We start from the raw sequence: 26,142 nt of genomic DNA on the forward strand, positions 1-26,142 counted from the left end.
CCGCGCCGGGCGGTACGGCGATCGGCGACAACCCGGTCCGGGTGGGGCAGGCGCGCTGCGGTGCGCCTGCCCCACCCCGATCCGTGCGTCACCGATCAGGGTTCTCCGTTGACGACCGCCATCAGCGCGTCGGTGAACGGCTGCCCACCCTGGATGGCTCCGCCCGCGACCGCGCCGACGACCAAGCCGATCGGGCCGGTGATGATGCTGAAGAAGCCCAGACCGATCAGGGCTCCGAGCAGGCCGCCGAGCAGCGCGCCCGCGACCACGCCCACGACGTTCTTGTTCAGTTCGGCGATGAGCCGGTTCATCGAGCTGATCGGCTGCATCTCGCCGATCTCCTTGGCGCCCGCCACCGGGGTGAGCGCGAGCCGCCGTCCGCTGTCGCTGATTTCGTGCGCGACCGACAGCTTGCTGCCGGAAACCTCGAAGCTCAGCGGCACTTCGGCCACCACGGCTCCGGTGTCGGAGGTCAGCTTGATCTTGGTGCCGTCGTCCACCACGGCGAAGGTGCCGTGCTCGACGGCGGTGGTGATGGCTCCCGTCTCGCGGGAAACCGTGGTGCGGTAGTCGACGCCCTCCTCGACACCGGTTGTCGCGATCTCTCGATCTGGCTCTACGGGTTGCGCGTTCGCGGCCCCCGCGGTGATGCCCAGTGCGGCAACCGCACCGAGCGTTATGGCGGCAATAGTGCCGAACTTCATTGTGGAATTCCTTCTCACCGAGACACCCGGCTCCGGAGGCCGGATGGCGTGTGACTGTACAGCGCCCGTGACTTGTTTCCAGATCTGGCTGTCGGCACACGCAATCGTGATCGTTCGTTATCGGATTGTGATCACTTCGCCAACGATGAGGCCACGCAGGTGGATTCCCGGGGCGGATCACTGGTTATGGGAAGGAAAACTCGACGCGGACGTGCCGCGTAGTGTATGCATGGCGTGGTCTTCAATCCGCAAGATTCACAACTTCGGGTCGCTAGGTGGGTTCGAAGGGTTTACAGCTCTGGAGGACGTGACGTGTCGCGCCAACGTGTCCGTGCCGGTATCACCCTGGCCGCCTTCATGGTCGGGACCGGGTTGGCGGCCGCCCTCGTGGTCTTCGCCGCCGTCTCGATGACCGGCCCCGCCGAGGAGCCGGCCAACGCCGCCCAGACCGCCTCGGCGCCGACTACATCGGCGCCGCCGCCCACCACCGAGGAGCCGCTGCCGACCAGCACGGAGGCGCCGCCGACCACGTCGGCGATGCGCGGCGCGTCGAACAAGAGCGCCACGAGCCTGCAGGTGAACATCGGCGACTGCGTGCACCTCGGCGGCGCGGGCGGGATCGACAAAACCGCCTGTGGCAGTGCCAACTCCACTTACAAGGTCATCGAGAAGGCGCCGGCGAACGCCGCGTGTCCCACCGACGCCGACCGCACCTACCACGAAACCCTGCACGGCGCCGCGCAGGCCGCGCTTTGCCTGGACATCGACTGGGTGGTCGGCGGGTGCATGGAACTGACCCCGGACAACCCCAAGCGACTGGACTGCGCCACACCCGCACCGGGCGCCGTCCAGGTGATCGACATCAAACAGAACACCGTCGACGTCAACGCCTGCGGCTCGGCCGACAGCGGAATCGTCTACCAGCAGCGCCATTTCGTCGTGTGCGTGGCACGGCTCTAGAACGTCCGCCGCGGCCGTCGTAGCACGCTGCCGCCTCCGCAACCCGGCCACGTGCGCGGTCTTATCAATAGACATGCGAAGTCTCGTGTCCCATTGGACAGTGGGCCCCGAAGCGTTATTGGTTCGGGCAGTTGATATTTCGTGTGTTGCCAACTCGCGCTTTGCGACCCTTGGTCACTGACCTCAGAGACCGAAGTCGGACTCGCGCAATTTCCGCCCACATTGTGAAAACGTTTTCATCCAGATTTCTGGCGCAAACGATTCAATAAACCGACTATTTCGGTGAGTAGCGCTTCGGGCATGCACCCATCAGACTGCGTCGTCGAGTGGCAGACCCATGAGCACCGCATCCCACAGCTCGCCCCCGCGGCGTCGGTAATGCCCTCGCAACACGCCTTCGACTTCGAAACCGGCCCGGTCGTACAGCGCCATCGCGGGCTGATTGTGTGGCCATACCTGCAGAGTCACCTTGTGAGCACCCTGGTCCCGGGACCAACCGATGACTCGGTCGAGCAGCGCCGTTCCGATTCCACATCCTCGTCGACCCGTCGCGACCATCATGGCGAAAACTGTGACGCCAGGCGTGGTGAAGTAAACCGTCGCCGTGCCCGCGAGGCTTCCGTCGATCTCCGCCACGAAGACACCGCAGCCATCATCGCCGAGATTCGATCGCACGTGGCGGGCAGCGTCTTCCGTATCGAACGGCGCCTCGGCACCGATCCATTTGCCCTCCGCCGCGACCGCGACGCGCAATTGGACGATCCCGTCGACGTCCGCCGGTATCGCAGCACGGACGATCGGCGCGCCACACAGCGATCGCGGACTCTTCGATCCGGTCGGCGCCAGCCGCGCGTACATGTACATGTCGCGACGGCTTTCGCCGACTTGCTGCCACCCACGCAGGAGCCCTTCGCGCCGGAAGCCCGCCCGCTCGTCGGTCCGGACGGACGCCGTGTTCCACGGTTCCACGTAGAGCTGCAACCGGGGAGCGCAGAGCTGCTCGAACGACCAGGCGGTAACTGTCCGCAGTGCGTGCGCGGCAATGCCCTGTCCCCGAGCGGACCTCACCAACCAGTAGCCGATCGACGCTCGGCCCTCCCGGAGATCTCTCACCCACACTCCGATACTGCCGAGCGGCTTACCGTCCACAGCTCGCTCGATCACGAAGGGGTACCCGCTCCCGCTCGAGACCCGCTCCCACTGACGCTCGATGAACCTCGTCGCCTCCTCGGCGGAGTAAACCGACGGCACGCTGGTGATCAACGGGATCAGATCGTCGTCGGCCGCTTCCCGCACCAACTCGGAATCCGCAGAAGACATCGACCACCGTCGGAGCACCAACTCCCCTGCCGCCGCGGTCAATTCCGGCACTCGACGTTCCCCGGCCGTACCCCAGTTCTCCCGCATCACACGATGATCACCGAGCGGGATCACGACCGCCAATGGTTTCGGCCGCGATGCCGACCCGTCAGTATTCGAGTTCGGTCCACGGGATGCTGATCGGGAACGGGAAATCGAACTCGATGCCATCCGGGTTCTGGTGGGACCACTCGGCGGCGAGGATGTAGTTGGCGGTGCGGAGCGGGTGGACCCCGTCCGGGAGCTGAGCGTGGCCGATATCGAGGCCGTAAGCGCGAACGGTGGCGATGACGCTGCTCTCACGGGCCAGTGTCACCTCCCAATACCACGGGATCCCGGCGCCGGCGTAGCGTCCCTTCTTGGCTTCTACGTCGGTCTGCGTGTTGCCGGGCGACAAGACTTCGCCGACCAGGATGACGTCGCTGCCGCGCACGTCCTGATAGGGGGCTCCGAGACAACGGTGGACCAGGAAATCCGGTGTCAGGAAGTCGGACTTGCCCGTGCGACCCAAAAAGACGTTCGTCTCGGTGGTGACACGCCAGCACTGTTCGGGATTCTCCGACATGATTTTTCGTGCACAGCGTTCCAGCGTGGCCCAGAGCCGGTTGGAGAAAGTCTGATGCTCGGCCGGGCCGCGGCGCAACCAGACCACATGACCGTCCCACAACTCGATCTGCTGCGCGATCTCCTCGGGGAGTCGCTCCAATTCCTCCCACGTCATCGACTCTGGAAGGTCCGGCCGCTCGATGTGTGGCACCGACATGCCGCAATGGTAATGCCAGGTGCGAGGAGTACCGCCGGCCTCAGTTCAGTCCGGCGTACGAGTGCAGCCCGCTGATCACCATGTTGATGATGAACACCCTTCTCGGCGTTTGCTGGCGCTGGCGAGTACTGGTCGCAACACAAACAGGCTGGTAGATACGATGCTGGCGTTGGTGTCAGTCGGCGCTGATGGACTGCGCTGCGTACCCGGTGCGTACTCGCATCTCCTCCATGGAGTGAAGAGGCCGTGTCCCGTGCCAGAGGCGGCAGGCTGCCCGCGACACGCCACCGCCAATCACACGAAATCCGACTCGGTGCGATTACGCTCATCGTGCTACTCGACTCGACAGCGAGCGTAATCGCGCCGACATTGCAAGGTCAGCATTTCAGCAGCTCAGAGGCTCCGAGAGCCCTTTAGATCGCTCGCAACTTGTCGACCTTGTCAGGTTTGTCACCCGCAATCGGCGGGATCACCTCGTACCCCAGCTCTCTTAAGACCCGGGCCGCCGTAGCTGGCGCATCACGCACTGACGTCGCGATTTGAAGACGTCGCCAATGCTCTCGACGCTCTGCGAGTTGGCGGTACGTTGTAGCAACCGGCCCTCCCTGCGGGGTGATCCCAAACTCTTCGATCACCATCTGCATGACGTCCTCCAAGCAGGGCCGGAAACGAGTCCCACCGACAGGAAAATGCAGGTCGGTCAGCAGCGACTTCGTTTTCCCTCGGCGCCGGCGCTTCGCCCGTGCGGTGCTTTCACCACACGCACGCATGGCCGCCTCCAGCTCGCTGTGCTCACCATGGAAGTGAATGTGCGCCGAGGGCAGGGCGTCAGTCGTCCTCCGGTCGAACTCGTAGCGGAACAGAGGTTGGCGGCCATTGGGCTCGACGAAGACATGGATCTTGGACCGATCGACAGCCAGGTACCGCTCGTAGCCGTCCCATGTGCACATGTACTCGACCGTCAGGCGTAGAAGCGGGCCGGTCTCGTCGCAAAGCACGACGCCAGATTCAGGCACTTGCGCGACTCGGAACATGTTCAGTTCCGGAACTGCCGTCGCAGCGAATCCGGGGGTTTCCGGCCCCGCTACGAACTGCACCGTCTCCGTCAGCTGCTCTGCGAACTCCTGCGCCTGATGTTCAAGCTCGATCAACGCGCATCGCGCGCGAGGAAGTACTCCAAGCTCAGGATCTCGGCTAGTAGTGCGCGATCGTCAGAGTCGAGGTCCCAGCGCTCGCCTCGTTCCTTGAACTCGGCAAGGCTACAGTTCCGCCGCTCAACTTCACGGGTGAGTCGGACCAGCTCTGCACGCACCTCGTCCAGAGTTAGCACACGTACCCGCCCGGCTGCTGCTGGCATTACCGCAGTCATAGTCCTACCTCCTTCTCGCACGCTCCAACGGAGGTACCCCTATGGTTACAGGGTAGGCGCCCCATGTGACAAATAGGCCACGAAGTGGGATTCTCCCCCAAACTCGGTGGCCCCGCCGCACGGTAGGCCAGCGGTGCGCGTGTCGCACGCCCGGCGCAGCCCTTGTCAGGTCGCCGCCGTCTCGTACCGCTGTGAAGACCCTGCCTACTCGCTCCGTGCACACCCGCTCGCCCAGCCTGCAGTTCTTCTGCCCCTGGGTGGCGGCGCTTGCGCCTCCATCCCGGGCAGGCCACCGGCCTGCCCCTTAGCGCCTGCTCTTCTCGCGTAGAGGCTCCAAGGTCAAGGGTGGCCGCAGGCCATCGGCGCAGCCGACGCGAAGCGCCCTTGAGGTTGGAGGGGCGCGGGAACACAATGCAGGCGCCACCACCCAGGGGCACGCGGCCGCAGGCCGCGCACGGCGCGCCGCGCCGCAATCGGCAAGTACGGCGACCAGTGCCAAGAATCTTAAGAAGCAGTTACGTTACCTTAGGAAGCTCACGCTATGCTGCACTAGCAAATCGAACGCTGTTTTGGCTGCCCCGCCTTGCGGATCGTTAACATAGGGATTGGGAATTACTCCTGCTCGGAACAGTTCGTAGAATAGTATCCATTTTCTATCAATGTCGTACCCGATTAAAGATTTCGCCAGAAGCCCTTTCGCGTAACTCTCGACGGCGGCCACGGAGCTACCCTGCCCAAGGTGATGCAATAGCAGAATAGGGATACAGTCCGCCGAATCAACCACGGCCTGAATTGCTGACTTTTCTATTCTTACTCCTTCTGCTCGCATAATATGAAGCACCCACGACATGCCGTCCGATCGCCTAAATCGAGCATGTCTTTTCAGAAGCGTATTTAATTCGTCAGTATACTCCACACCATTTGCATTGCTGATATCGAATATGTGACTGACCTCCGGAAGCAAACCCGGGTTGTGAAAGCAGATTGTAAACAAGCAAGGAAGTATCTCATCTGCACGATTGTCGATATCTTTCGCTCGCAATACTGCGTCAATTGCGAATTTTAGGACACTGCCATCGGGTGATGATTTAGCCAGCTCAAGCGCCTCCTCAAGATATGGTTCCAATCGAGAAAAATGAGTAGGCCGCGGAATCTGCGGTATGAGAGTACGCATCCAGTCAGGCTTGTCAGGAAGAGGGAGGGGCTCAACCTGCGTCTTCCTTCCGTTGAGTTTCAACCCGAAGGATGATAACGCCTTTGAAAGATCAAGTATGAACGCTTCAGCTTCTTCTCGACTTCTGGCATAGAATTCATAGTCGTCTACAAAACGAATGTACTTGTAGCCCAATGACTTCAAGTCGTCATCGACAGCACTCAAGACTATTTCAGCCCCCAGGGCGGAAGTGCCGGGGCCTACATGAAGTCCCAACGTCTCCCCACGACTACAGTCGCGGAACCGCTTATCCAGCTCGTTGTACCAGATCTGTGACTGCCGGTTCTGTTTGGCCACCTGATGTCCGACGAGTGCCCATGGTATCGAGTGTGTATAAAATCCCGGGTAGAAGTTTGCCACATCGGCCGAAACTCGATACTCGGCCCCGAAGCGTATCCATCGCTAATATAAATTATTCTGCGATTGTTGACGTCCGTAGTTCATTGCAAATAAGCGCCCATCACCATGGTTAGCAGGGCGAAATTGACTGAAGCTATTTCGGGCCAGGAATTTCAATGACGACCAATTTTGAGCGATTGTGCCAACCAGACGCACGTAAGGCAGAGGATGTGGTATGGCGAGCTGCCTGGCTACCAAATTGAACCTGGTGGCTTCATAAAATACTGCGTCAAAGTCGTTCCGTACGTTTCTTCCAGTTGCGCAGTGTGATATCAAATCGCGAGCTATGTTTACAGTTAGCGCTGTCGAATCTAGAGATGGCGGAACTTCGTCGCGACGTTTTCCCATAGCTGGAAAGTAATTATGGCGCAGCAGGCTAGCATGTACTTGTGTCGATGTCGGTGAGCGGAATCGCAAACCGCCGATTTTTGCCATTAGTCTCTCAAATCCCTCTCAGATGGATAGCACACTCCACGCTTTGAGTCTTCGACTATAGTGCAGTCTCGATGATCCCATCGACTCTTTTGCATATGGGTACTGCACCCTCACTTGTATGTCTCCGACCGTCAGTAAGCGACAGTAATGTGATGTCCACTATTCCGATGGGGGCAGACGAATACATTTCTCGACGGTTCTCATTCACCTGCTGCGCTTCACCATTTCAACCCGACACCCCCACACCCACTCACCCACCTGGCAGCCGAATCGAGTCACACCAGCCGCGTGCAGTAGATAGATACCTCCGCACACGACGCCACCAACCGGCGGCCGTCTCACATCGCAACCCACCCGCAAACCGCCGATGCCCACCCACCGCAACCACTTCTCCTTCTCTCAACCACCATCCCATCCCTCCCTTTCTGATCTTTTGATTTCTGATTACTCCCCACCCCCACCCCAGTACGACATCTCGTGCACACGAAGTGGGTATGAGATGTCGTACTGGGGTGGGGGTGGGGGTGGGGAGTGAGCAGAAATCCCGCCCTTTCCCCAGCTCAGCGGACGGTTGGGGTGAGTGGGCACCGTGGCAAACGACGTCACAAGATGTGACGCTTTTTGCCGGGAAAGTGACAGGGTTTTGACACCCCGAATCACCCAAGAACGGCATCCGGTCTGCCGGTCACAGAGACCCGTAAACACGAGAGAAGCCCTTCCTCGGCCGGATAGCCTGAGCCCGGCCCGGCGATCGTTCAAGGGCGCTCCTACGTCGCGTCGGCTTCGCCGATAGCCTGGCGGCCACCCTTGAGCAATCACCGATCCGTGCTCAAAATGCCTTCGGAGGAAGGGCCAGGGGAAGGTTCAGGGGGAACAGCCGAGCGCTGTCATCAGCTCAATCGCACCACGGCGACTGTCTTGTCGTCGTGGCGTTTTGCCCCCGGGCGTTCAACGCCATTCGGATCCACTTCGGCTTCCCACATGTGGCATCGGAACAGGAGCTCCGCAAGCTCGGCGTTGTCAGCGGCGGCAAGATCCGGCCAGCGGGCACCGACGGCTTCGATGCAATCGGCTGCGCCGTCAGTCGCCAGGACTAACCAGTCCGTAGCCCTCGTCGCCCTGGTCGCAGTGACGGCATGCCGAGCCGCGGTGGGGTCGGTCGATGCAATCCAGTACCCCCCAGGTCGATTGCGTCGACGCTGCTGGGCGCGCTGTAACTCCGCCAAGATCTTCCGATGGGCCTCGTCGTAGCCAGCGCCGCTCAGCAACCGTGACTTGTACTGATCAACCTCCGGAAGGCCGAGCACTTGAAGTCTGGCGTCGGTGATGAACTCCGTGGTTCCATCCGAGTTGCCCACAGCGATAGTCGAATCCCCCAGAAGCAACAGGTCAAGCCGGTCACTAGGGCGAGTGCGGACCAGTGCCACCGTGCAGGAGGGAGCCTCTCGGACGCCTCGCTCGAGCCGCAGCGCCGCGATGGTCCGATCGATCGCACCTTCGAGAATCGTTACGAGCGGTGTCAGCTCGCTTTCCCGGTCAAGAGCCTCCGCGAGGGCGTTGCCGAGTTTCTCGGCGTACTGCCCACCTGTTGGCCCATTTACGGATCGATGCGAGGTTGCGCCGTCGAGGACTACAACACCGGACCGGGTTACGAACAGGTGATCCTCATCCGACTCCGCTGTGCATATGCGCGGTGCGGCCATCATCTCACCAGACGTAGGGGCCAGCGACGAGACGGCTGGACTCGATCGCGAACTGGTCATCGAACTCGCATTGGACGACTCCGCTCACCGAGTTGTTCTCGTTGCCCGAGAAGAGCATCGGTAGATTCTGGTCCAACCAGTGGATGACGCCGAGCGATCCCACGCTGGTCACTCCCGCAACGTGAACGATCACCCTCGTCCGCGACACATGCCGGGCGAAGTAGCCGACGTCCGACCGGATGGGGTCAACGCGACGATATGGAGAGTCGAACCAGAGGTGGCCGGCGTCTGTGTCGCCCCTGATCCACCATCGACCGCCGCCATCCTGCACAAAGCTCAAAACGGGATCGGCGGCAAGTAATGTCCGCGCTACAGGCGCGGACTTCGGACCACAAATTACGACTGCGTCCCCCTCCGGCACCGTCTCGGCCGTGGGCTCGATCGCTTGCTGAGACGATGCGATCGACCAGGCGGTTCAGGATGCCTTCGACCGTCGTTTGCGAAACCATATCGACCGCGTCGAAGAAGGGGCGTTCGCGTCCTTCCTCCACCCCGTACCTGCGCGGTATCCCGATCGACACAGAGCCGCGAAGTCGATGTCTTCGACGCGGAGCCCTGCCGCCTCCGAGATCCGTAGTCCGACGAAAGCGCCGAGGAGAATCGCAACCCGCACATGACCACGGCGTCGTCTATCCGCAACGCCAATGGCCGGACCGGCCACTGAAGACAAAGGGCCAGCGACACACCGGTGCCAATCCCTGCCGAACTCGTTCAGCTGTTGAAGGAATCGACGCAGGAGTACAGCGGAGAGCACGTGGTGTGCGACGAGCTGGGCAACGCGGCGTCACCATGGGTGATCGGCTGGAACCTGCGCGGAGTGAAGGAGCAGATTGCTGGTCTCCCTGACGGCTTCAGCTTCCAAGACCTGCGGCACTGCATCCACGACGGCCGGTTCCTCACCGCACTACGCCTCGCTCCTGATCCGCCAGGGCGCCGACATCAAGACCGTGCAGGCTCGTGTCCGACACGGCAGCGTGGTGACCACCTTGCGCTACTACGCCCACCTGTGGCCGGATGCCGACGAGACGACGCGGGCAGCGGTCGGCGGCGTACTCAAGGACAGACTCGGCACTACTGCGTACTCACTGCGTACCGACGCCGCGAGCGACCATGCCGAGTAGCGCACTAAACGCACGAAAGCGCTGGTCAAGCCCTATCAGTTCAACCCCGCATACGAATGCAGCCCGCTGATCACCATGTTGATAATGAACAGGTTGAACAGCATGGCGACGAAGGCGGCGATGTTGATCCAGGCGGCCTTGGTGTCGCGCCAGCCGGAGGTGGCGCGGGCGTGCAAGTAGGCGGCGTAGAGGACCCAGGCGATGAAGGAGCAGGTTTCCTTCGGGTCCCAGCCCCAGAAGCGGCCCCAAGCGGCCTCGGCCCAGATGGCGCCCAGGATGACACCCGCGCCGAACAGCGGGAAGCCGATGATGGTGGTTTTGTAGGCCAGCCGGTCCAGGGTGCGGGCGTCGGGCAGGCGGCGGGCGATCGCGCCCAGAATGTTGTTCGACTCCTGGCCCTGGGGCTGGCGCAGGCGGTACAGGAAGAGCATGCTCGCCACGCCCGCGAACAGGAACACGCCGCTGCCGATGGCGACGATGGTGACGTGCAGCGGCAGCCAGAACGACCGCAGGGCGGGCACCACGGGCGCGGCGTCGGCGTAGAGCACGGTGCCCGCGAGGAACAGCAGGAGCAGCACCGGCACCAGCACGAAAGCCCAGATACCGCGGTAGCGCTGATCGCGCAGGAACACCAGACCCACCACAACGGCGGCGGCGGTCGCCATCGTGACGAACTCGTACATGTTGCCCAGCGGGAAACGGTGGGTCGAGAAGCCGCGCAACGCGATCGCGCCCACGTGCAGGGCGATGGCGACCATCAGCACCGAGAACGCCATGTTGCCCAGCCGCTCCGACAGCGGCCGCCGCGCGGGCTCGGTGATTCGGCCCGGCCCCTGCGGTATCGATCCGCCGCCCACCGTCACCAGCTCGCGCTCGGCGACCTGGCGGCTGCGCGCCGTCGCGTACTGCCAGATCAGCAGCACCAGCACCAGCGCGTACACCACGATCGCCGTCTTGAAGGCGAAATCGCTGTACCTGGCGATGGTCTCGTCGATCGGCATGTTCACTCTCCCGTGGTCTCGGCGCCCCGCGCCACAGTGGTCTCGGCGCCCCGCGCCACAGTGGTCTCGGCGCCCCGCGCCACAGTGGTCTCGGCGCCCCGCGCCACAGTGGTCTCGGCGCCCCGCGCCACAGTGGTCTCGGCGCCCGTGTCGAGCAGGCGGGCGCGCAGCCGGTCGAACTCGCCGCCCCAGCCCGCCTGGTCGGTCCTGGCGAGCCCGCCCATTTCTACTACAGTGCGTCGTTGACCAACGGTACCGGCTGGGTCCTCGGCCGGATAGACCCGCACCCAGATCCGCCTGCGTTTGATCAGCAGTGAAGCCAGCAGGCCCGCCATCATCAACAGCGCGCTCACCAGCACCCACTGCTGAGCGGGGTCGTGCGAGACCTGGATATTCACGAACTCGTGCGCACCGTCGAAGCTGACCTTGGTGCCGTTCGGCAGTGTGGTCGACTCGCCAGGACGCAGATTGACCCTGGCCTCCTTGGTCAGCCGGCCCTGTTTGACCTGTTCGGGGTCCAGGGCGAACAACGACTGCGGCTTCCCGGTGTCCAGGCCGGTGTCACCGCGATAGATGTCGACCGCGACGGCCGGATCGTTCATCGCGGGGAACGCCGAGGTCAGCAGTGACCCGTGGAACATCGCGGTGGGCGCGAACAGCCCCTCGATCGCGATCTGGTTCTTCCGGCGCTCCTCGTCGGTGGCATACATGCCACCGGGCGGGTCGATCCGCAGCACGCCGCTGGACAGGAACGTCGAGGCGTCGTCGGGACGCCACTGGATGGACTCGGTGCGGGTCTGGCCGTTGGGGAAGGTGACGGTGAAAGTCGGTGCGTAACCGTGCCCCTGCAGGTAGAGCCGGTCGCCCGCGACGCGCAACGGATGGTTGACCTGCACCCGGGTGTCGCGCCAGGTGTGCGTCCGCAGGTCCTCGCCCGCCTGGTAGGCGAGGTTGGCCGTGAACATCTCGGCTTGCCCGTTGGTCAGGTAATCGGCCTTGAAATCCTTCACCCGTACGCAGATCGGGGTCATGCCGGTGCCGTCGTTGACGTTGCCCGCTTTGAAGGAGTCGAACACCGCGGGCGAGGTGGTGCAGAAGCCAGGGCCGTTGTTCGCCAGCACGATGACGCTGCCCTCGCACCCGAACAGCTTGCCCACCGCGATGGCGACCAGCAGCCCGACCAGCGCGAGATGGAACACCAGGTTGCCGAGCTCGCGGGAGTAGCCCTTCTCCGCCGACAGCGCCAGTTCGCCCTCGCGGGGACCGGGGCGGACCTCGGTGCGCCAGCCGCGCAGCTGGGCGCGGGCGTGGTCGACGAGTTCCCGGGGCGACTGCTCGACGCGTTCCGAGTGATGGTGCGGCAGCCTGGTCAGGTTGCGCGGCGCCCGCACCGGTGGTGTGCGCAGAGCGCGGTAGTGGTCGAGCGTACGCGGCAAGATGCAACCGACGAGCGAGATGAACAGCAATACGTAGACGGCGGTGAACCAGAAACTGGAGAACACGTCGAACAGCTCGAACCGGTCCATCCACGGGCCGAGCGTGGGCCGGTCGGCGATGTACTGCTCGACCTTCTGCTCGTTGAGGTTCCGCTGCGGCAGCAGCGCACCGGGGATCGCGGCCAAGGCCAGCAGGAACAGCAGCACCAAGGCGGTGCGCATGCTGGTGAGTCCGCGCCAGGTGTTGCGCAGGAACGCCCACGCCCTTCCGGCCGGGGATCGGTGCGGTGGGCGTACGGGAGTTTCGCTCGTCGGCTGGCCGGTCACGGTCATATCGGCAAGGTCACCTCGGAGACGAACGCGTCGCGCACCCAGGCGACGAACTGGTCCCACGCGCCGGTGACCAGTGCGACACCGACCGCGACGAGCAGCATGCCCCCGATGATCTGGATGGTGCGGGAATTACGACGCAACCAGCCGACCCCCCGCAACGCGCTCGCCGACCCGAACGCGAGCACCACGAACGGCAGACCGAGGCCGAGACAGTAGGCGACGATGAGGGCCACCCCGCGCACGGCCGTCGTGCCGTCGGTGCCCGCGGCCACCGCCATGACGCCCGACAGCGTGGGGCCCAGACACGGCGTCCAACCCAGCGCGAACACCCCGCCCAGCAGCGGCGCGCCCATGATGCTGGTGAGCCTGCGCGGCTCCATCCGCGTGTCACGCTGCAACGCGGGCACCAGACCTATGAAGACCAAGCCCATCAGGATCGTCACCACGCCACCGATGCGTTGCAGCAGTTCCCGATTCACGTTCAAGGTCTGGATGACGCCGAAAACGGTCGCGGTGGCGAGCACGAAGACCACGGTGAAACCGGCGACGAACAAACCGGCCGCACCGGCGACCCGCATCCGTCCCGAGCGAAGGGGCTGCGCGACGGCCGCCGAACCCGGTCCGGCCGCGCGGGTCCCGGCCGCCTGCGCGACCGTGGCGGGCGGCGCTTCCGCACCGACCAGGCCGGCCAGGTAGGACAGGTACCCCGGCACGAGGGGAACCACACACGGCGAGGCGAACGACACCAGACCCGCGAGCAGGCACGCGCCGAGCGCCAGCAGCAGCGGCCCGGAGGCCGCCGTCTGCTGGAACGAATCACCGACTCCGGCGAGCACCGTCACAGGTCCTCCCCGGCACGGGGCGCGTTGCGCTCGGGTGTCACACCGATTCCTCCCGCGTGTCCTGCGAGCGTCCGGCGGCGCGGCGCGGCGAAACCTTCCGCTCTGTGGCGGCGGGTTCCTCGGCCCCGTCGAACACCGCGAAGTCCAGCAAGGACTCGGCGGCGACGCTCCGCGGCACGGTGGCGATACCCGCCCACCGGTCGTCGACGGCCCATCCGCCGCCGATGCGTCGAGCGCCCTGCCGGGGCCGGCAGGCGCGCAGGTGGCGGGTGCGACGGTCGCGATTCACTGTTTTTCCTCCGAGGCGATGCGTTCGACAATTGGCTGCAGATCCTCGGCCAGCAGGGACCGCAGGAAGACCGCGGCGACCCGATGTTGCCGGTCGAGGACCAGAGTGGTGGGGATGACACTGGTAGGGAAGTTCCCGCCGAGCGCGAGCAAGGTGCGCATCGACGGGTCGTAGATGGACGCGTAGCCGACTTTGTTGTCGACCATGAAGTCCTGGGCCTTGTCCTGTTGCGGATCGCGGACGTTGATGCCGAGGAAGGCGACGCCCTTGTCCTTGGTCGCCTCGTAGACCTTCTCCAGGGCGGGCGCCTCCGCGCGGCACGGCCCGCACCACTGGCCCCACAGGTTGAGCACCACGACCTTGCCCGCGTAGTCCTCCACCGCGATGGTCTTGCCCGCTGTCATCAGGTCCGGGCCGGCCAGTTCACCGATGGTGCCGCGCGAGGCGGGCGGGTCGTAGAGAATGTCGGTCTTGCCGCCGGGCGAGACGAATTCGAAGGTGCCACCCGAGGCCACCGCGTCCGAACCGGTCGAACAACCCGCGAGCGCGGCGATCAGCGCCACGCATGCGAGCAGCACCGGCAGCACCCGTCCGGGGCGTGCCGAGGGCGGAGTGGGGAACGCGGTGGAGCGAGTCATGCGCCGTGTACCGAGGGGTCCGAACCGCCTGCGGGCTCGGAGTAGACGATGTCGACGAGCGTGTCGCCGTGATAGACCAGCGAGGTCAGCGACGCGAGTGAGCATTGCCGCTGGCGCGGATCGTGCCAGAGGCGCTGCCCCTGGAGGAATCGCCGCAGCGTCCACACCGGTAGCTGGTGGGACACCAGCACCGCCTCGCGCCCGGCCGCTTCGACTCGGGCTTTGTTCACCGCGGCCAGCATCCGGTGCGCGATCTGCAGATAGGGCTCGCCCCAGGACGGGGTGAATGGGTCGCGCAGCTTCCACCAGTGCCGCGGCTTGCGCAGTGCGCCGTCACCGACCGAGACGCGCAGGCCCTCGAAGGTGTTGCCCGCCTCGATGAGGTTCTCGTCGGTGCGCACGATGACGTCGTGCTGGGCGGCGATCGGCTCGGCGGTCTCCTGGGCGCGCTGCAGCGGGGAGGCGATGACCAGCGCGATGTCGTGATCGGCCAGAGTCCGCGCGACGGCGGCGGCCTGCGCTCGCCCCGCCACCGAGAGGCTGAAACCGGGCAGGCGGCCGTAGAGGATGCCGTTCGGGTTGTGCACCTCGCCGTGCCGCAACACGTGCACGATGGTCTCGATCGGGGCGGCGCCGCCGTCGTGCGCCCGTTCGGCCGCGCCGGTCCGGCTGTCGGCGCGCTCGGTCCCGGCCTCGTTCTCGGCCGGGGCTGCCTCGTCCCCTTCGCGCGCCGCGCCGACCGGGGCGTTCGACCCGGCGGCCGCCGCGAAGTGAGCACCCGCGTCGATCACTGTGGCTTCCGCGGCGGAAGCGGCGGCAGGCGCCGCGGCGACCGCACCGTTCGTCGCGGACACATCAAGCTCGGCGGACGGCTTGGTTAGATCGCGCCGGTCGGCATCGGGCTGATCGAGATCGGAGCTCACGCGCGGGATCCTTCGGGGGTGGCGGCCGCCGCCGCGTGCGCGGCGGCGGGCAGGGCGGCAGCGATACGGTCGAACGCGTCCTCGTCGAGCGCCGCGGAGACGAACCACGCTTCGAACGCGCTCGGCGGCGCGTACACGCCGCCGTCGAGCAGGGCGTGGAAGAACGCGGGGTAGCGCCAGGTCTGACTCGCCTTGGCGGCGGCGTAGTCGGTGACCGGGCGTTCGGCGAAGAACACGCTCACCATATTGCCCGCGAACTGGACTCGGTGCCCGACCCCTGCGGCCGTCAGCGCCGATGTGAACAGATCGCCGAGCCGCTGCGCGTTGCGGTCCAGCGCGGCATAGACCGCGTCGTCGGCCGCCCGCAGCGTGGCGAGGCCCGCGGCCACCGCCACCGGGTTACCGGACAACGTGCCCGCCTGGTAGACCGGCCCGAGCGGCGCGAGGTGATTCATGATCTCGGCGCGCCCGCCGAACGCGGCCGCGGGCAGCCCACCGCTCATCACCTTGCCGAAGGTGTAGAGGTCGCCCGCGACGCCTTCCCTGCCGAACCAGCCCGCGCGGCTGACCCGGAAGCCCGTCATCACCTCGTCCATGACCAACAGCGCACCGTGCTCGGTGGCGAGCGTGCGCAGACCGGCGTTGAAGCCGGGCAGCGGCGCGACCGCGCCCATATTCCCCGCCGCCGCCTCGGTGATCACGCAGGCGATCTCGCCGGGATTCGCGGCGAACGCGTCCGCGACGGCCTCGAGGTCGTTGTAGGGCAGCACGATGGTGTCGGCCGCCTGCGCGCCCGTCACGCCCGGCGAGGTGGGCAGTCCGAGCGTGGCGACACCGGAGCCCGCGTCGGCCAGCAGCGCGTCGACGTGGCCGTGATAGCAACCGGCGAATTTGATGATCTTGGTGCGGCCGGTGTAGCCGCGGGCCAGCCGGACCGCGCTCATGGTGGCCTCGGTGCCGGAGTTCACCAGTCGCACCCGTTCCACCGGCGCGACCCGCTGCACGATCGCCTCGGCGAGTTCGATCTCGGCCTCGGTGGGCGCCCCGAAGGACAGGCCGCCGCCCGCTGCCCTGCGCACCGCCTCGACGACCGCGGGGTGCGCGTGGCCGAGGATCATCGGCCCCCACGAGCAGACCAGGTCCACGTACTCGTTGCCGTCGGCGTCGACGAGCGTGCAGCCGTCGGCCGAGGCGATGAATCGCGGTGTGCCGCCGACGGATCGAAATGCCCGTACCGGAGAGTTGACGCCACCCGGAATCACCGAACTCGCCCGGTCGAAGAGCTGAGCGGAAACCGGCACCGCTGCACTGGTCACGCGCGGAGAAGAACTCACGCTTTCCAGTCTCTCAGCACCGGAAAATCGGTTCGACGACAGGGTGTAGTGCAGTGATGCAGGCCGCAGCCGCCCGGCAACACGCCGAGGTGATGTTCGCGCGAATTTTGATCGCTGAACGGTTGCCGGTGCGTAGTCTCAGCTCACATTCGTCCACCGCCAGGGAGGGTCTGCATGCGGATTGCCATCGTCAGCGTGGGTGTGCTCGCCGTCGTCGCGGGGGCCATCGTGGCCCTCGGCGCCGGGTCCGCCGCCGCGCAGCCGCTGGATCAACTCGACCAAGCGCGACTGGCCATCCCCCTGGACCACACGGCTACCGCCGCTCTGGCCGCCGGACCCATTCCAGCGCTGGTCACCATGGTCGTCCCGCCGAACCGGATCGGCGCCGGGCTGAAAAGCGACTCCGCGATCCACCGGGACGAGCGCGGCGCGGTGCACGCCACGCTTCGCCAAGTGGTCCTGGAGGCGGCCGGCCATCCGGACGGGACGGTCACCGTGTATCTGAACGCTCCCGGCGCCCGCAACGGCCGCGTGCTGGACGTCTACCAGCACTGGAACTGAGCGGGCGCCCGCGCCTCCGCCGTCAGGCGTACATGCAGGGGACTTGCGCCGACATGGTGTGCAGGAAGCACATGAACCCGTTGTAGGGGCCCGCCGAACCGGAGTCCGGCACGAGGATCGGCGCGTCGACCGGGCTCGCGTCCTCCAGGGGCAGTCCCGGGTCGGCGCCCGCGGGCGCGGCCCCGATCCCGAGGGCGGCGGCCACGGCAAACGCGGCACAGATCTTCACGGCGAACCGGTTCATCAAGCACTTTCCTTCATCGACGCACGTTCGAACTACGGCCGAAATACTAACGGCCACAGGGGCACTCCGGCCAAAGTGCGGCCGGGTGGGCGTCGGGCACCCGACAGCGCGCGGTCACACGGTAACTCGTCGCGCCGTGCGCAACGCTTCGCTGGGCAACCTGCGGCTACGTCAGGCCCAGGCAGAACTTGGCGAACCCGGTGGTCACCAGGCAGGCCAGCGGCGTGGGCAAGGCGTGCAGCAACGGCGCGGGCGGAGTGGCCGCGAATACCGGTGTCGCCGGAACAGGCGGCGCCGGAACGGTTTCGGCGGACGCGGTGGCGGGCACGGCCGCGGCGATCACACCGGTCGCCACCGCGCCGAAAAGTGTTCGCTGGACGATTGGTTTCATGGAGTTGGCGTTCCCGTGCTCCCCCACGTCAAACGGCGGCAAGCGTATTCGCGCCGATCAGCGCCCGGCGCGCAGACCGCGCACGATCCGGGCCGCGGCGTCGATGGCGAGCACGCCTGCCACCGCGACGAGCGCGGCGGCCAACAGCCACCAAGGTCCGGCGTAGCGGGTCGCGGTGAAAGCCGGGGCGTCGCCCGCCGGCGCGAAGTCGGTGGTGCGCACGCCGGTGCGCGCGCTCAGCACCGCCCCCAGCAGGGCTAGTACGAACAGGTCCAGTTCCACGAGCACCGCGACTATCCAGCGCCTCATCGGTCCGCTCCATCCGCACTGCGCTCCACGGCTTCGGTCAACGCCGTGCGCAACGTCTTGTGGTCTCTGGCCCAGGCCTGCACCAAGCCGCCGTCGGCCAGCCGCAATCCGATGCCGGTGCGGCGGCGCGGCACGCCGGTCAGCTCACCGAGCGCTCGTGCCGATTCCCACTCTTGCTCGTCCCAGGAGTCCTCGTCCCGCTCGGGAAGGACTTCCGCGATCGAGCACAGCGGCAGCGATTCGGTGCCCGCACGCAGCGTCTCCGTGGTGAGCTCCACGCTGACGTGCCGCTTGCCCGCGACCACCTGCAACGCCACGAAGCCCGCGATCAGCGCGGCACAGAAAACGAGGGCGAACCAGTGCACGGCGCCACCGGTGACGATTTCCAGGACGAGAACCGCGAGGCACAGGATCGGCCCGTAGGCCACCGCGCGCCAGCGAGCGCCCGGCTCGACGAACAGGACTGTCGCGGCGGTCACGCCAGGCCCATCACGGCAGCGCGCGCCGACGCGACGAAAAGCGGAATCAGCGAGTCAGGCCGGGCAGCAACAGCACGGCGACGGTCAGCACGGCGAACAGAATCAGCAGGCTCAAGACGGCCAGATCCCGCCGAATGCTGTGCGGCTGCTGGATCACCACTCGCATCGATGCCTCCGATCCTCCGGAGCCGTCTGCCGAGATCACGCACGTAATGCGAGTCAACGCACGACAAAAGACCACCGGTTCCCACGTCCACTGTGACAACCCTCACCATACATGCCGGACTGTCTCGGACAAATTGGGAACGTGTTCCATCCAGGCGCTCAGCGCCTGCCCAGTTGGAAGTACGTGGTGGATTCGGGCCGGTGGGACAGATAGATCGCACCGGCGGCGAGCACGGCCTGCACGATCGAAGCGCCGCCCGCGACGAGCGAGGCCGTCCCGGTCACCGCCTCGATCGCCAGCAACGCGCCGACGCCGATCACGACCACCCACGCGCCGAGCACCGTCAGCATGGTGCGCGCCCACAGCTTGCCGCGCCCGAACTGGTACACGATCACCGAAGCCAGCGCCGCGACGCCCAGGCCGAGCAGGACGACGAACACGTAGACCAGCGACACCATCAGTTCGGCGCTGGCCAACGTGACCTGCGGATCCTGCACCCTGGCTTGCTCGAACACCTCTTCGGCGAAAGTGCGCCGACGATCCAGCGCGGCGACGATCGAGGCGATCAACTGCACCACGCCGAAGCCGATGACACCCCACCACAGCTGCCGCGCGGTACCGACATCCTCCGGCATCGGGGGACGGACCGGGCCCGCGGCGAACGGTCCCGCCATATTCGTCACGACAGCCAGTGCGCGGCCTCGGTCGCCCAGTAGGTGAGCACGATGTCCGCACCGGCCCGGCGAATGCCCAACAACGACTCGAGGACGGCGCCGCGGCGGTCGATCCAGCCGCGCTCGGCGGCGGCGGTGATCATCGCGTACTCACCGGAGATCTGGTAGGCAGCGACCGGGACCGTCGAGCGATCGGCGACCTCGCGCAGGATGTCCAGATACGACATCGCAGGCTTGACCATCACGATGTCCGCGCCCTCGGCCAAGTCCAGCTCCAGCTCACGGATGGCTTCGCGGCGGTTGGCCGGGTCCTGCTGGTAGGTGCGCCGGTCGCCTTCCAGCGAGGAACCGACGGCCTCCCGGAAGGGGCCGTAGAACGCCGAGGCGTATTTCGCGGAATAGGCCAGGATGCCGGTGTCGATGCGCCCCGCAGCGTCCAGGCCCCGCCGGATCGCGCCGACCTGGCCGTCCATCATGCCGCTGGTACCGAGCAGGTCGGCCCCGGCCTCGGCCTGGGCGAGGGCCATCTCGACGTACCGCTCCAGCGTCGCGTCGTTGTCGACCGTGCCTTCGGCGGTGAGCACACCGCAGTGGCCGTGGTCGGTGAACTCGTCCAGGCAGGTGTCGGCCATGACCACGGTCGAGCCCCCCACCTCGTCTGCGAGCACGCGCAGTCCGCGGTTGAGGATGCCCTGCGGATCACTGGCCGCGCTGCCGACGGCGTCCTTGTCCTCCGGACGCGGCACACCGAACAGCATGATGCCGCCGACACCCGCCGTGACCGCCTCGACAGCCGTCTTGCGCAGCGAGTCCAGCGAGTGCTGCACCACGCCCGGCATGGAGCTGATCGAGCGCGGCTCCGCCAAGCCGTCGGCCACGAACATCGGCAGTACCAATTGCCGTGGTTCCAGTGTGGTTTCGGCCACGAGACGGCGCAAAGCCGGGGTACGGCGCAACCGCCGCGGGCGGTCCATTCCGGTCATGAATCGCACGATACGCCCGGTGCGATCCGCTGTCGCGAGCACCCGTGGGCGGCGCCGGACCCTCGTCCCGGCTCTCTGGGACAGCCGCCGCGCGCGACCCGCCGACAAGACACGTCATCCGACTGATAACGGTGTGTGAAATCTCACCTCCACCCCCGCGCGAAGGCGCATACTCCGACTAGGCGAGACCCGCTGGGGGACAGGATGACCGATCCGCACATCGACATCTCGCTGGCCAGAGCCGCCGACTTCGAGTCGTGGGTGGCGGTGCTGCTGTCGGACTGGTGGCCGGTGCTCACCGACGGCCTGCCCACGCCCGCGGCCGCGTTGCGGATCTGGTACGACGCCGACGGCGGCTGGGAAAACATCAGCGTGGAGTTCGTCGCACGGCAGGCGGCCGAGCCGCAGGTTATGCCCTGCGCGCACGTTGCCTTTGCCACCCTCGGCATCTATCCCGACGAGCCCGAATGGGCGCGCAGCCGGGGCACCCACCTGGTCGGCGGCACCGAGGACGTCCTCGTCCAGCTGCGTTTCTCCGACACCCGCACCGTCTTCGTCGGCCTGCGCAGCAGGCCGTGTCCAGTCGCTCCGGAGGCGGGCCGACGGCTGCTGGCCGCGGCCGAGGCGACCTTGCCGTTCCCGAACACCTCCACCGGACCGTTGGACGTGCGGGTGGCCCGCAACAGCGCGCGGCATGCCCTCGCCGAGCACAGCGCGCGAATTTCCACCCCGGCCGATCCGTTGCAGCTGGGACCGCCGCAGCGAGTCGCCGACATCGGCTGGGCCTTCATCTTCCCTTGGTCGACCACGTCCTGGTACACCGAGGGCGCCGTCCCCACGTTCCCGCCGGGCACCCGAGGGCCGATCGTGGTCGTCAAGGACACTGGACACACCTGGCTGCTGGACAGCCTGCGCAACTACGACGCGCAGCTGGCCGCGTACGCGCGCGAGCACGGGTACCGTGCCCCGGTCGAGCAGGCGCGATGATGGGGAGCGTGATTGTCGCGGAGTGTCGCGAGGCGAGGGTGCTGAGATGACCGAGCCGCCGAGTGAGGTCGAACTGCTCGCCATGCAACGGCGCGCCGAGGCGCTGTGGGACGCGGGCGACGCCGCGGGCGCCGAGCATTGGCTGCGCCGGGCCGCCGCGGGCGGCAGCGTGCCCGCGATGGGGATGCTGGGCGCGCTGCTGGGAGCCGACGGCCGGCTCGGCGAGGGGATCCGCTGGCTGGAGGACGCCGCCGCGCGCGGCAACGAGCCCGCGGGGGTGCAGCTGGGCCTGCTGCACGTGGAACGTGGAAATCTCGATGAAGCCGAGCGCTGGCTGCGTCCCGCCGCCGATCGGGGATTGCCCGAAGCGCTCTGCAACATGGGCGTTCTCGCCAATCGGCGCGGCCGGGACGACGAGGCCGAGCAGTGGTACGAACGCGCGGTCCGTGCCGGAAACCCTACGGCCATGCGCAGTCTCGGCCTGCACCTGGCGCGCCGCGGCGAAACCGACCGCGCGATGGAACTGCTCACCGAGGCCGCGCGCCGCGGAAGAACCGACGCGTTGGCGGTGCTGGGTGCCCTGCATCTGGACCGGGGAGAACGGATCGAGGGTGAGCGCTGGCTGCGCAAGGGCGCCGAAGCGGGCGACCCGGACTCGATGTTCCACCTCGCACTATTGCTGCGCGCGTCGAATACGCCGTATCTGGCAGGTGATCTCACCGATCCCGAGGTGCTGCGAACCGCCGCCGCCATCGCGACCGGCCGCACGCCCGCGCAGCGGGAAGCACGGCAGTGGCTCGAACGTGCCGCCGCACTGGGACATCCACAGTCGCTGCGGTTGCTGCACGATCTGTGAACCCACCCGCTGCGGCTCGAAAACCTTTGTGGCCAGCGAAGTTTGTCGGTACCCGAAGGTAGAATCGAAGGTACGTTCGAGGGGGCTCGCCTGCCCCCGATCGCCACGGGAGGGATGCCAATGCGCACACCGCAAACCGTTCTCATCGATCGCCCCTACGCACCGCTGCAGAAGCGCCCGCTGCCCGCGGGCCGCCCCCGGGCGTGGTACGTGATGCACAACCGGCGGCTGAAGGCGATGCGCCTGGCGATCGCGCTGCTGGACTCGGGCGTCTACGCACCGAGTTACGCCACGAACAAGCGGATCCGGCACACCGCCGAAGTGATCGGCATCAGACCGCCCTCCGACGCCACCTGTTCCATGGTTCGCACCCTGATGCGTAAGCGGTACTGAGACCGGATAGGTGACGCTGCCCGCCGCGCGCCGATCCGATATGCCCGGGCCGAGCACACTTCGGCCGGGATCGGCCGGCCGGCCGTGCTGAATCGCCGTAGCAGTGAGGGAGCGGCGCGCGGGCAAGGGAAACCGCCGACCTGACCGGCTCTCGACGGATTGCTGGCAACCGTGCGGGGTGTTCACGAACGAACTCCCCGGCCCAGCTCGAGCCGTGATCGGCACGACCGCGCCCAACGCGCGGAGGTGCGGCCGACCATCGGCTCTGCAGCCTCCGCCACGGTAGGGCGGTGCGCCCTCCTCTACTCCAGGCCGAGTGACGCGGCAGCACGCATATCCGCCTGGCGACCAGGCCACAACGGCCGCCCCTGACCTCAGCACACTGACCAAGCTCCGGGGTCGAGCGAAGCGAAACCGAGCATGCGCTGTTCACGATAGGAGCTGCCAGGACCGACCCGGTTACCGGCTGCGGCGGCTCTTCTTGCGCGGCGGCGGCAACAGCCCCTCCGCACGCAGCCGGGCCGCGTGCTCGGCCAGCGCTTCGACCAGCGGACCGACCTGGGCCACCTCGGGCTGCACGTCCACGCGCAGGCCGAATTCGATGGCGGTTTCGGCGGTCTTGGGGCCGATGCACGCCACGATGGTGCGCGCGTGCGGCTTGCCCGCGATGCCGACCAGATTGCGCACCGTGGAGGACGAGGTGAACAGGACGGCGTCGAAGCCGCCGGTCTTGATCATCTCGCGGGTCTCCGCGGGCGGCGGCGAGGCGCGCACCGTGCGGTAGGCGGTGACGTCGTCGATCTCCCAGCCGCGGTCGCGCAGCCCTTCGGCCAGCGTCTCGGTGGCGATGTCGGCGCGCGGCAGCAGTACCCGGTTCACCGGGTCGAACACGTCGTCGTAGGGCGGGAAGTCGGCCAGCAGGCCTTCGGAGGACTGCTCACCGCTGGGCACCAGCTCGGGGTTGATGCCGAACGAGCGCACCTTGTCCGCGGTGGCCTCGCCGACGCAGGCGATCTTCACGCCGGAGAACGCCCGCGCGTCGAGACCGAACTCGGCGAACTTCTCCCAGACCGCGCGCACCGCGTTGGTGGAGGTGAACACCACCCACTGGTAGCGCCCGTCGACCAACCCCTTGACCGCGCGCTCCATCTGGGCGGGGCTGCGCGGGGGCTCGACCGCGATGGTCGGCACCTCCATCGGGATGGCGCCGTGCGTGACGAGCCGCTCGCTCATCTCCGCGGCCTGATCCTTGGTGCGCGGCACGAGCACGGTCCAGCCGTACAGCGCGCGTGACTCCCACCAGGACATCTTCGAGCGGTGCGCGACCACCTTGCCGATGGTCACCACCAAGGGGCCGACCAGCTCGGAGGCCGCGCTGTTCAGCGTGGCCAGGGTGGCCTCGATGGTGCGCTGCTGGCGGGTGGTGCCCCGTACCGTCACCGCGACCGGGGTCTGCGGAGCCATGCCGTGCTCGACCAGGGCGCTCGCCGTCTCGGCGAGATGCCCGGAGGTCGCGTGGAGCACGAGCGGGCCGGGTGCGGCCGCCAGCGCGGCCCAATCGACCTCGCCGCGCACGTCGGCCTCGGTGTGCCCGGACCCGAGCGCGATGCCCGCGTAGCTGGGGACCGCGGAGCCGTTGGGCAGGCCGGGCAGCACCTCGAAGACCATGTGCGACCGCGTGACGGCGTTGACCTCGGCGATCACCGAGTCGGTGGTCAGCGGGTCGCCCGCGACGACGCGCACCACGTCGTGGCCGCCGCGCGCTTCGGCGATCAGCGTCTTGGCCACCTCGGCGGGCTCGCCGAGCGCGGGCCGCACGTCGACGGGACGCTCCCCGTCGGGCCCTGGTTCGACCGCGGTGCCGATGAGGGCGAGCACGCCCTTGTCGACGTCCGGGTCGGTGAACGCCAGCGTCGCCCGTCCGATCACCTCACGGGCTCGTACCGTGAGCAGCGCCGGGTCACCCGGGCCCGATCCGACGAAAAGGATCCGACCGGGGTGCTTCTTCGTCGCTCGGCTCATGCCAGCACCTCGCTTTCGCTCGGCTCCGGCATGCCCGAGGGCTCGGTGCCTATGTTTCGCTCACTCATGACTCCGCCTCGCTGTCGCTCGGCTCCGTCACGAGCGAGAGCTCGGCTGTGCCTGTTGTTCGCTCGCTGGCACTCGCTCATCGGCTGTTCTCCATTGGGCTGGGGTTGGGCAAGTCTGTGGTGGGCGAACTCACCGCCCGGGTGGGGGAACCGTCGTCCGGTTCGACGGCGAGCAACTCGCGCGCGCCCATGTCGAGCAACTCGCGGGCAAGCGCACGGCCGAGCTCCTCGGCGTCGGCCGGGTCGCCGACCACCGACGCGCGCAGCACGTCGGATCCGTCGACCGCCGCCGCGCACGCGCGCAGCGAGAGCTCGTCCACGATCCGCCCTTCGTCGTCGAGCGATTCGACGACCTCGGCGAGCGCGCCGATCGGCGCGGTGCAGCCCGCCTCCAGTTCGGCGAGCAACGACCGCTCGGCGACGACCGACGCGCGGGTGGCCGCGTCGTCCAAGCCGGACAGGATCTCCACCAGGGCGGCGTGGTCGCTGCGGCATTCCACCGCGAGCGCGCCCTGGGCGGGGGCGGAGAGCATCTGCACCGGCTCCAGCGCCTCGGTGACCGCGTCCAGCCGGTCGATGCGGGCAAGTCCGGCTCTGGCCACCACGACGGCGTCCAGCTCGCCCTCGCTCACCTTGCGCAGCCGGGTGTCCAGGTTGCCGCGGAGCGGGACGATGTCCAGGCCCAGCCCGAGCGCCCGCAGCTGGGCGGCGCGGCGCGGCGCGGACGTGCCGACCTTGGCGCCGGCGGGCAGCTCGCCGAGTACCAGCCCGTCGCGGGCGACCAGCGCGTCGCGCGGGTCCTCCCTGGGCGGAATGGCGGCGATGGTGAAGCGGGGGTCCTGCGCGGTCGGCAGATCCTTGTAGGAGTGCACGGCGATGTCGATCGCACCCGCCGCCAGTTCGTCGCGTAGCGCGGAGGTGAACACGCCGACGCCGATCTTCTGCACCGGGTCCGACGAGAGGTCACCGGCGGTCTTGATCACGACCAGCTCGGCGGGCTGCCCCGCGGCGATCAGGGCGTCACGCACCGTGCCCGCCTGGGTGAGCGCGAGCAGGCTGCCCCGGGTGCCGATCCGCCACGGCGTACGGGTGCCCTCCGTGGTCGCGCTGCCTTCTCGGTGCACCAT

At 67.0% G+C, this 26,142-nt stretch carries 29 protein-coding genes; 6 read left to right on the forward strand and 23 right to left on the reverse strand.

Going from position 1 to position 26,142, the window contains the following annotated elements:
* Positions 1 to 95 precede the first annotated feature (95 nt).
* Positions 96 to 704, reverse strand: a complete 609-nt coding sequence (locus K8O92_05605) for a hypothetical protein (protein ID UAK33442.1) — start codon at positions 702 to 704, stop codon at positions 96 to 98.
* 357 nt (positions 705 to 1,061) lie between these two features.
* On the opposite strand from K8O92_05605, the gene K8O92_05610 reads away from it, so the two are divergent.
* Positions 1,062 to 1,664, forward strand: a complete 603-nt coding sequence (locus K8O92_05610; GenBank protein UAK35457.1) for a hypothetical protein — start codon at positions 1,062 to 1,064, stop codon at positions 1,662 to 1,664.
* A 309-nt stretch (positions 1,665 to 1,973) separates the two neighbouring features.
* Here K8O92_05610 and K8O92_05615 read toward each other — a convergent pair whose 3' ends face one another.
* The 7 genes from K8O92_05615 to K8O92_05645 form a co-directional block, all read right to left on the reverse strand.
* Positions 1,974 to 3,071: a GNAT family N-acetyltransferase gene (locus tag K8O92_05615; protein UAK33443.1), complete on the reverse strand. Its 1,098-nt coding sequence runs from the start codon at positions 3,069 to 3,071 to the stop codon at positions 1,974 to 1,976.
* Positions 3,072 to 3,132: 61 nt separating this feature from the next.
* A complete protein-coding gene (locus K8O92_05620; GenBank protein ID UAK35458.1) occupies positions 3,133 to 3,744 on the reverse strand; it encodes a Uma2 family endonuclease in 612 nt (203 codons plus the stop codon).
* Between the two features lie 455 nt (positions 3,745 to 4,199).
* Entirely contained in the window at positions 4,200 to 4,937 is a 738-nt protein-coding gene (locus K8O92_05625) for a hypothetical protein (protein UAK33444.1), read from the reverse strand.
* Positions 4,934 to 5,155 carry a hypothetical protein gene (locus tag K8O92_05630; protein ID UAK33445.1) on the reverse strand — a complete coding sequence of 74 codons (222 nt, stop codon included), beginning with the start codon at positions 5,153 to 5,155 and terminating at the stop codon, positions 4,934 to 4,936. Before K8O92_05630 ends, K8O92_05625 begins: the two co-directional genes overlap by 4 nt.
* Before the next feature lie 520 nt (positions 5,156 to 5,675).
* A complete protein-coding gene (locus tag K8O92_05635) occupies positions 5,676 to 6,665 on the reverse strand; it encodes an RNA-directed DNA polymerase (GenBank protein ID UAK33446.1) in 990 nt (329 codons plus the stop codon).
* Positions 6,666 to 8,092: 1,427 nt separating this feature from the next.
* Positions 8,093 to 8,908 (reverse strand): protein phosphatase 2C domain-containing protein, encoded by an 816-nt coding sequence (locus K8O92_05640; GenBank protein ID UAK33447.1) that lies wholly within the window; start codon positions 8,906 to 8,908, stop codon positions 8,093 to 8,095.
* Position 8,909: 1 nt separating this feature from the next.
* Complete coding sequence (locus K8O92_05645) at positions 8,910 to 9,077, reverse strand: hypothetical protein (GenBank protein ID UAK33448.1); 168 nt, start codon at positions 9,075 to 9,077, stop codon at positions 8,910 to 8,912.
* Between the two features lie 718 nt (positions 9,078 to 9,795).
* Here K8O92_05645 and K8O92_05650 point away from each other — a divergent pair.
* Positions 9,796 to 10,086 carry a hypothetical protein gene (locus K8O92_05650; protein UAK33449.1) on the forward strand — a complete coding sequence of 97 codons (291 nt, stop codon included), beginning with the start codon at positions 9,796 to 9,798 and terminating at the stop codon, positions 10,084 to 10,086.
* A gap of 35 nt (positions 10,087 to 10,121) precedes the next feature.
* Here the strand turns inward: K8O92_05650 and ccsB are convergent, their stop codons facing one another.
* The 7 genes from ccsB to hemL all read right to left on the reverse strand — a co-directional run bounded on the left by ccsB (position 10,122) and on the right by hemL (position 16,882).
* Positions 10,122 to 11,087 (reverse strand): c-type cytochrome biogenesis protein CcsB, encoded by a 966-nt coding sequence (gene ccsB / locus K8O92_05655; protein ID UAK33450.1) that lies wholly within the window; start codon positions 11,085 to 11,087, stop codon positions 10,122 to 10,124.
* A gap of 2 nt (positions 11,088 to 11,089) precedes the next feature.
* Complete coding sequence (locus tag K8O92_05660) at positions 11,090 to 12,856, reverse strand: cytochrome c biogenesis protein ResB (GenBank protein UAK33451.1); 1,767 nt, start codon at positions 12,854 to 12,856, stop codon at positions 11,090 to 11,092.
* A complete protein-coding gene (locus K8O92_05665) occupies positions 12,853 to 13,698 on the reverse strand; it encodes a cytochrome c biogenesis CcdA family protein (GenBank protein UAK33452.1) in 846 nt (281 codons plus the stop codon). The genes K8O92_05660 and K8O92_05665 overlap by 4 nt, the downstream gene beginning before the upstream one ends.
* A 37-nt stretch (positions 13,699 to 13,735) precedes the next feature.
* Entirely contained in the window at positions 13,736 to 13,987 is a 252-nt protein-coding gene (locus K8O92_05670; GenBank protein UAK33453.1) for a hypothetical protein, read from the reverse strand.
* Positions 13,984 to 14,625: a TlpA family protein disulfide reductase gene (locus K8O92_05675; protein ID UAK33454.1), complete on the reverse strand. Its 642-nt coding sequence runs from the start codon at positions 14,623 to 14,625 to the stop codon at positions 13,984 to 13,986. Before K8O92_05675 ends, K8O92_05670 begins: the two co-directional genes overlap by 4 nt.
* Positions 14,622 to 15,248, reverse strand: coding sequence for a histidine phosphatase family protein (locus tag K8O92_05680; GenBank protein ID UAK35459.1), 627 nt, complete (start codon positions 15,246 to 15,248; stop codon positions 14,622 to 14,624). Before K8O92_05680 ends, K8O92_05675 begins: the two co-directional genes overlap by 4 nt.
* Positions 15,249 to 15,544: 296 nt before the next feature.
* Positions 15,545 to 16,882: a glutamate-1-semialdehyde 2,1-aminomutase gene (gene hemL, locus K8O92_05685; GenBank protein UAK33455.1), complete on the reverse strand. Its 1,338-nt coding sequence runs from the start codon at positions 16,880 to 16,882 to the stop codon at positions 15,545 to 15,547.
* 174 nt (positions 16,883 to 17,056) lie between these two features.
* Between hemL and K8O92_05690 the strand changes: the two genes are divergently transcribed.
* Positions 17,057 to 17,443, forward strand: a complete 387-nt coding sequence (locus tag K8O92_05690) for a hypothetical protein (GenBank protein UAK33456.1) — start codon at positions 17,057 to 17,059, stop codon at positions 17,441 to 17,443.
* Between the two features lie 22 nt (positions 17,444 to 17,465).
* Here K8O92_05690 and K8O92_05695 read toward each other — a convergent pair whose 3' ends face one another.
* The 6 genes from K8O92_05695 to hemB form a co-directional block, all read right to left on the reverse strand.
* Positions 17,466 to 17,687 carry a hypothetical protein gene (locus tag K8O92_05695; protein UAK33457.1) on the reverse strand — a complete coding sequence of 74 codons (222 nt, stop codon included), beginning with the start codon at positions 17,685 to 17,687 and terminating at the stop codon, positions 17,466 to 17,468.
* Between the two features lie 166 nt (positions 17,688 to 17,853).
* Positions 17,854 to 18,078, reverse strand: coding sequence for a hypothetical protein (locus K8O92_05700; protein ID UAK33458.1), 225 nt, complete (start codon positions 18,076 to 18,078; stop codon positions 17,854 to 17,856).
* Between the two features lie 57 nt (positions 18,079 to 18,135).
* Positions 18,136 to 18,387 carry a hypothetical protein gene (locus K8O92_05705; GenBank protein UAK33459.1) on the reverse strand — a complete coding sequence of 84 codons (252 nt, stop codon included), beginning with the start codon at positions 18,385 to 18,387 and terminating at the stop codon, positions 18,136 to 18,138.
* Positions 18,384 to 18,866 (reverse strand): hypothetical protein, encoded by a 483-nt coding sequence (locus K8O92_05710; GenBank protein ID UAK33460.1) that lies wholly within the window; start codon positions 18,864 to 18,866, stop codon positions 18,384 to 18,386. Before K8O92_05710 ends, K8O92_05705 begins: the two co-directional genes overlap by 4 nt.
* A gap of 324 nt (positions 18,867 to 19,190) precedes the next feature.
* Complete coding sequence (locus tag K8O92_05715; protein ID UAK35460.1) at positions 19,191 to 19,706, reverse strand: hypothetical protein; 516 nt, start codon at positions 19,704 to 19,706, stop codon at positions 19,191 to 19,193.
* Between the two features lie 5 nt (positions 19,707 to 19,711).
* Entirely contained in the window at positions 19,712 to 20,689 is a 978-nt protein-coding gene (hemB, locus tag K8O92_05720; GenBank protein ID UAK33461.1) for a porphobilinogen synthase, read from the reverse strand.
* Positions 20,690 to 20,893: 204 nt separating this feature from the next.
* Between hemB and K8O92_05725 the strand changes: the two genes are divergently transcribed.
* The 3 genes from K8O92_05725 (at position 20,894) to K8O92_05735 (ending at position 22,925) form a co-directional block, all read left to right on the forward strand.
* On the forward strand, positions 20,894 to 21,676 hold the full coding sequence (locus K8O92_05725; GenBank protein UAK33462.1) for a hypothetical protein: 783 nt from the start codon (positions 20,894 to 20,896) through the stop codon (positions 21,674 to 21,676).
* A gap of 46 nt (positions 21,677 to 21,722) precedes the next feature.
* On the forward strand, positions 21,723 to 22,532 hold the full coding sequence (locus tag K8O92_05730) for a sel1 repeat family protein (GenBank protein UAK33463.1): 810 nt from the start codon (positions 21,723 to 21,725) through the stop codon (positions 22,530 to 22,532).
* A gap of 120 nt (positions 22,533 to 22,652) precedes the next feature.
* Positions 22,653 to 22,925: a hypothetical protein gene (locus tag K8O92_05735; protein ID UAK33464.1), complete on the forward strand. Its 273-nt coding sequence runs from the start codon at positions 22,653 to 22,655 to the stop codon at positions 22,923 to 22,925.
* 459 nt (positions 22,926 to 23,384) lie between these two features.
* On the opposite strand, the gene K8O92_05740 is transcribed toward K8O92_05735, so the two are convergent.
* Both K8O92_05740 and hemC read right to left on the reverse strand, forming a co-directional pair.
* Positions 23,385 to 24,947, reverse strand: coding sequence for a bifunctional uroporphyrinogen-III C-methyltransferase/uroporphyrinogen-III synthase (locus K8O92_05740; GenBank protein ID UAK33465.1), 1,563 nt, complete (start codon positions 24,945 to 24,947; stop codon positions 23,385 to 23,387).
* A 145-nt stretch (positions 24,948 to 25,092) separates the two neighbouring features.
* Entirely contained in the window at positions 25,093 to 26,142 is a 1,050-nt protein-coding gene (gene hemC, locus K8O92_05745; protein ID UAK35461.1) for a hydroxymethylbilane synthase, read from the reverse strand.

This window comes from Nocardia asteroides, from assembly GCA_019930625.1.
Classification (GTDB): domain Bacteria; phylum Actinomycetota; class Actinomycetes; order Mycobacteriales; family Mycobacteriaceae; genus Nocardia; species Nocardia sputi.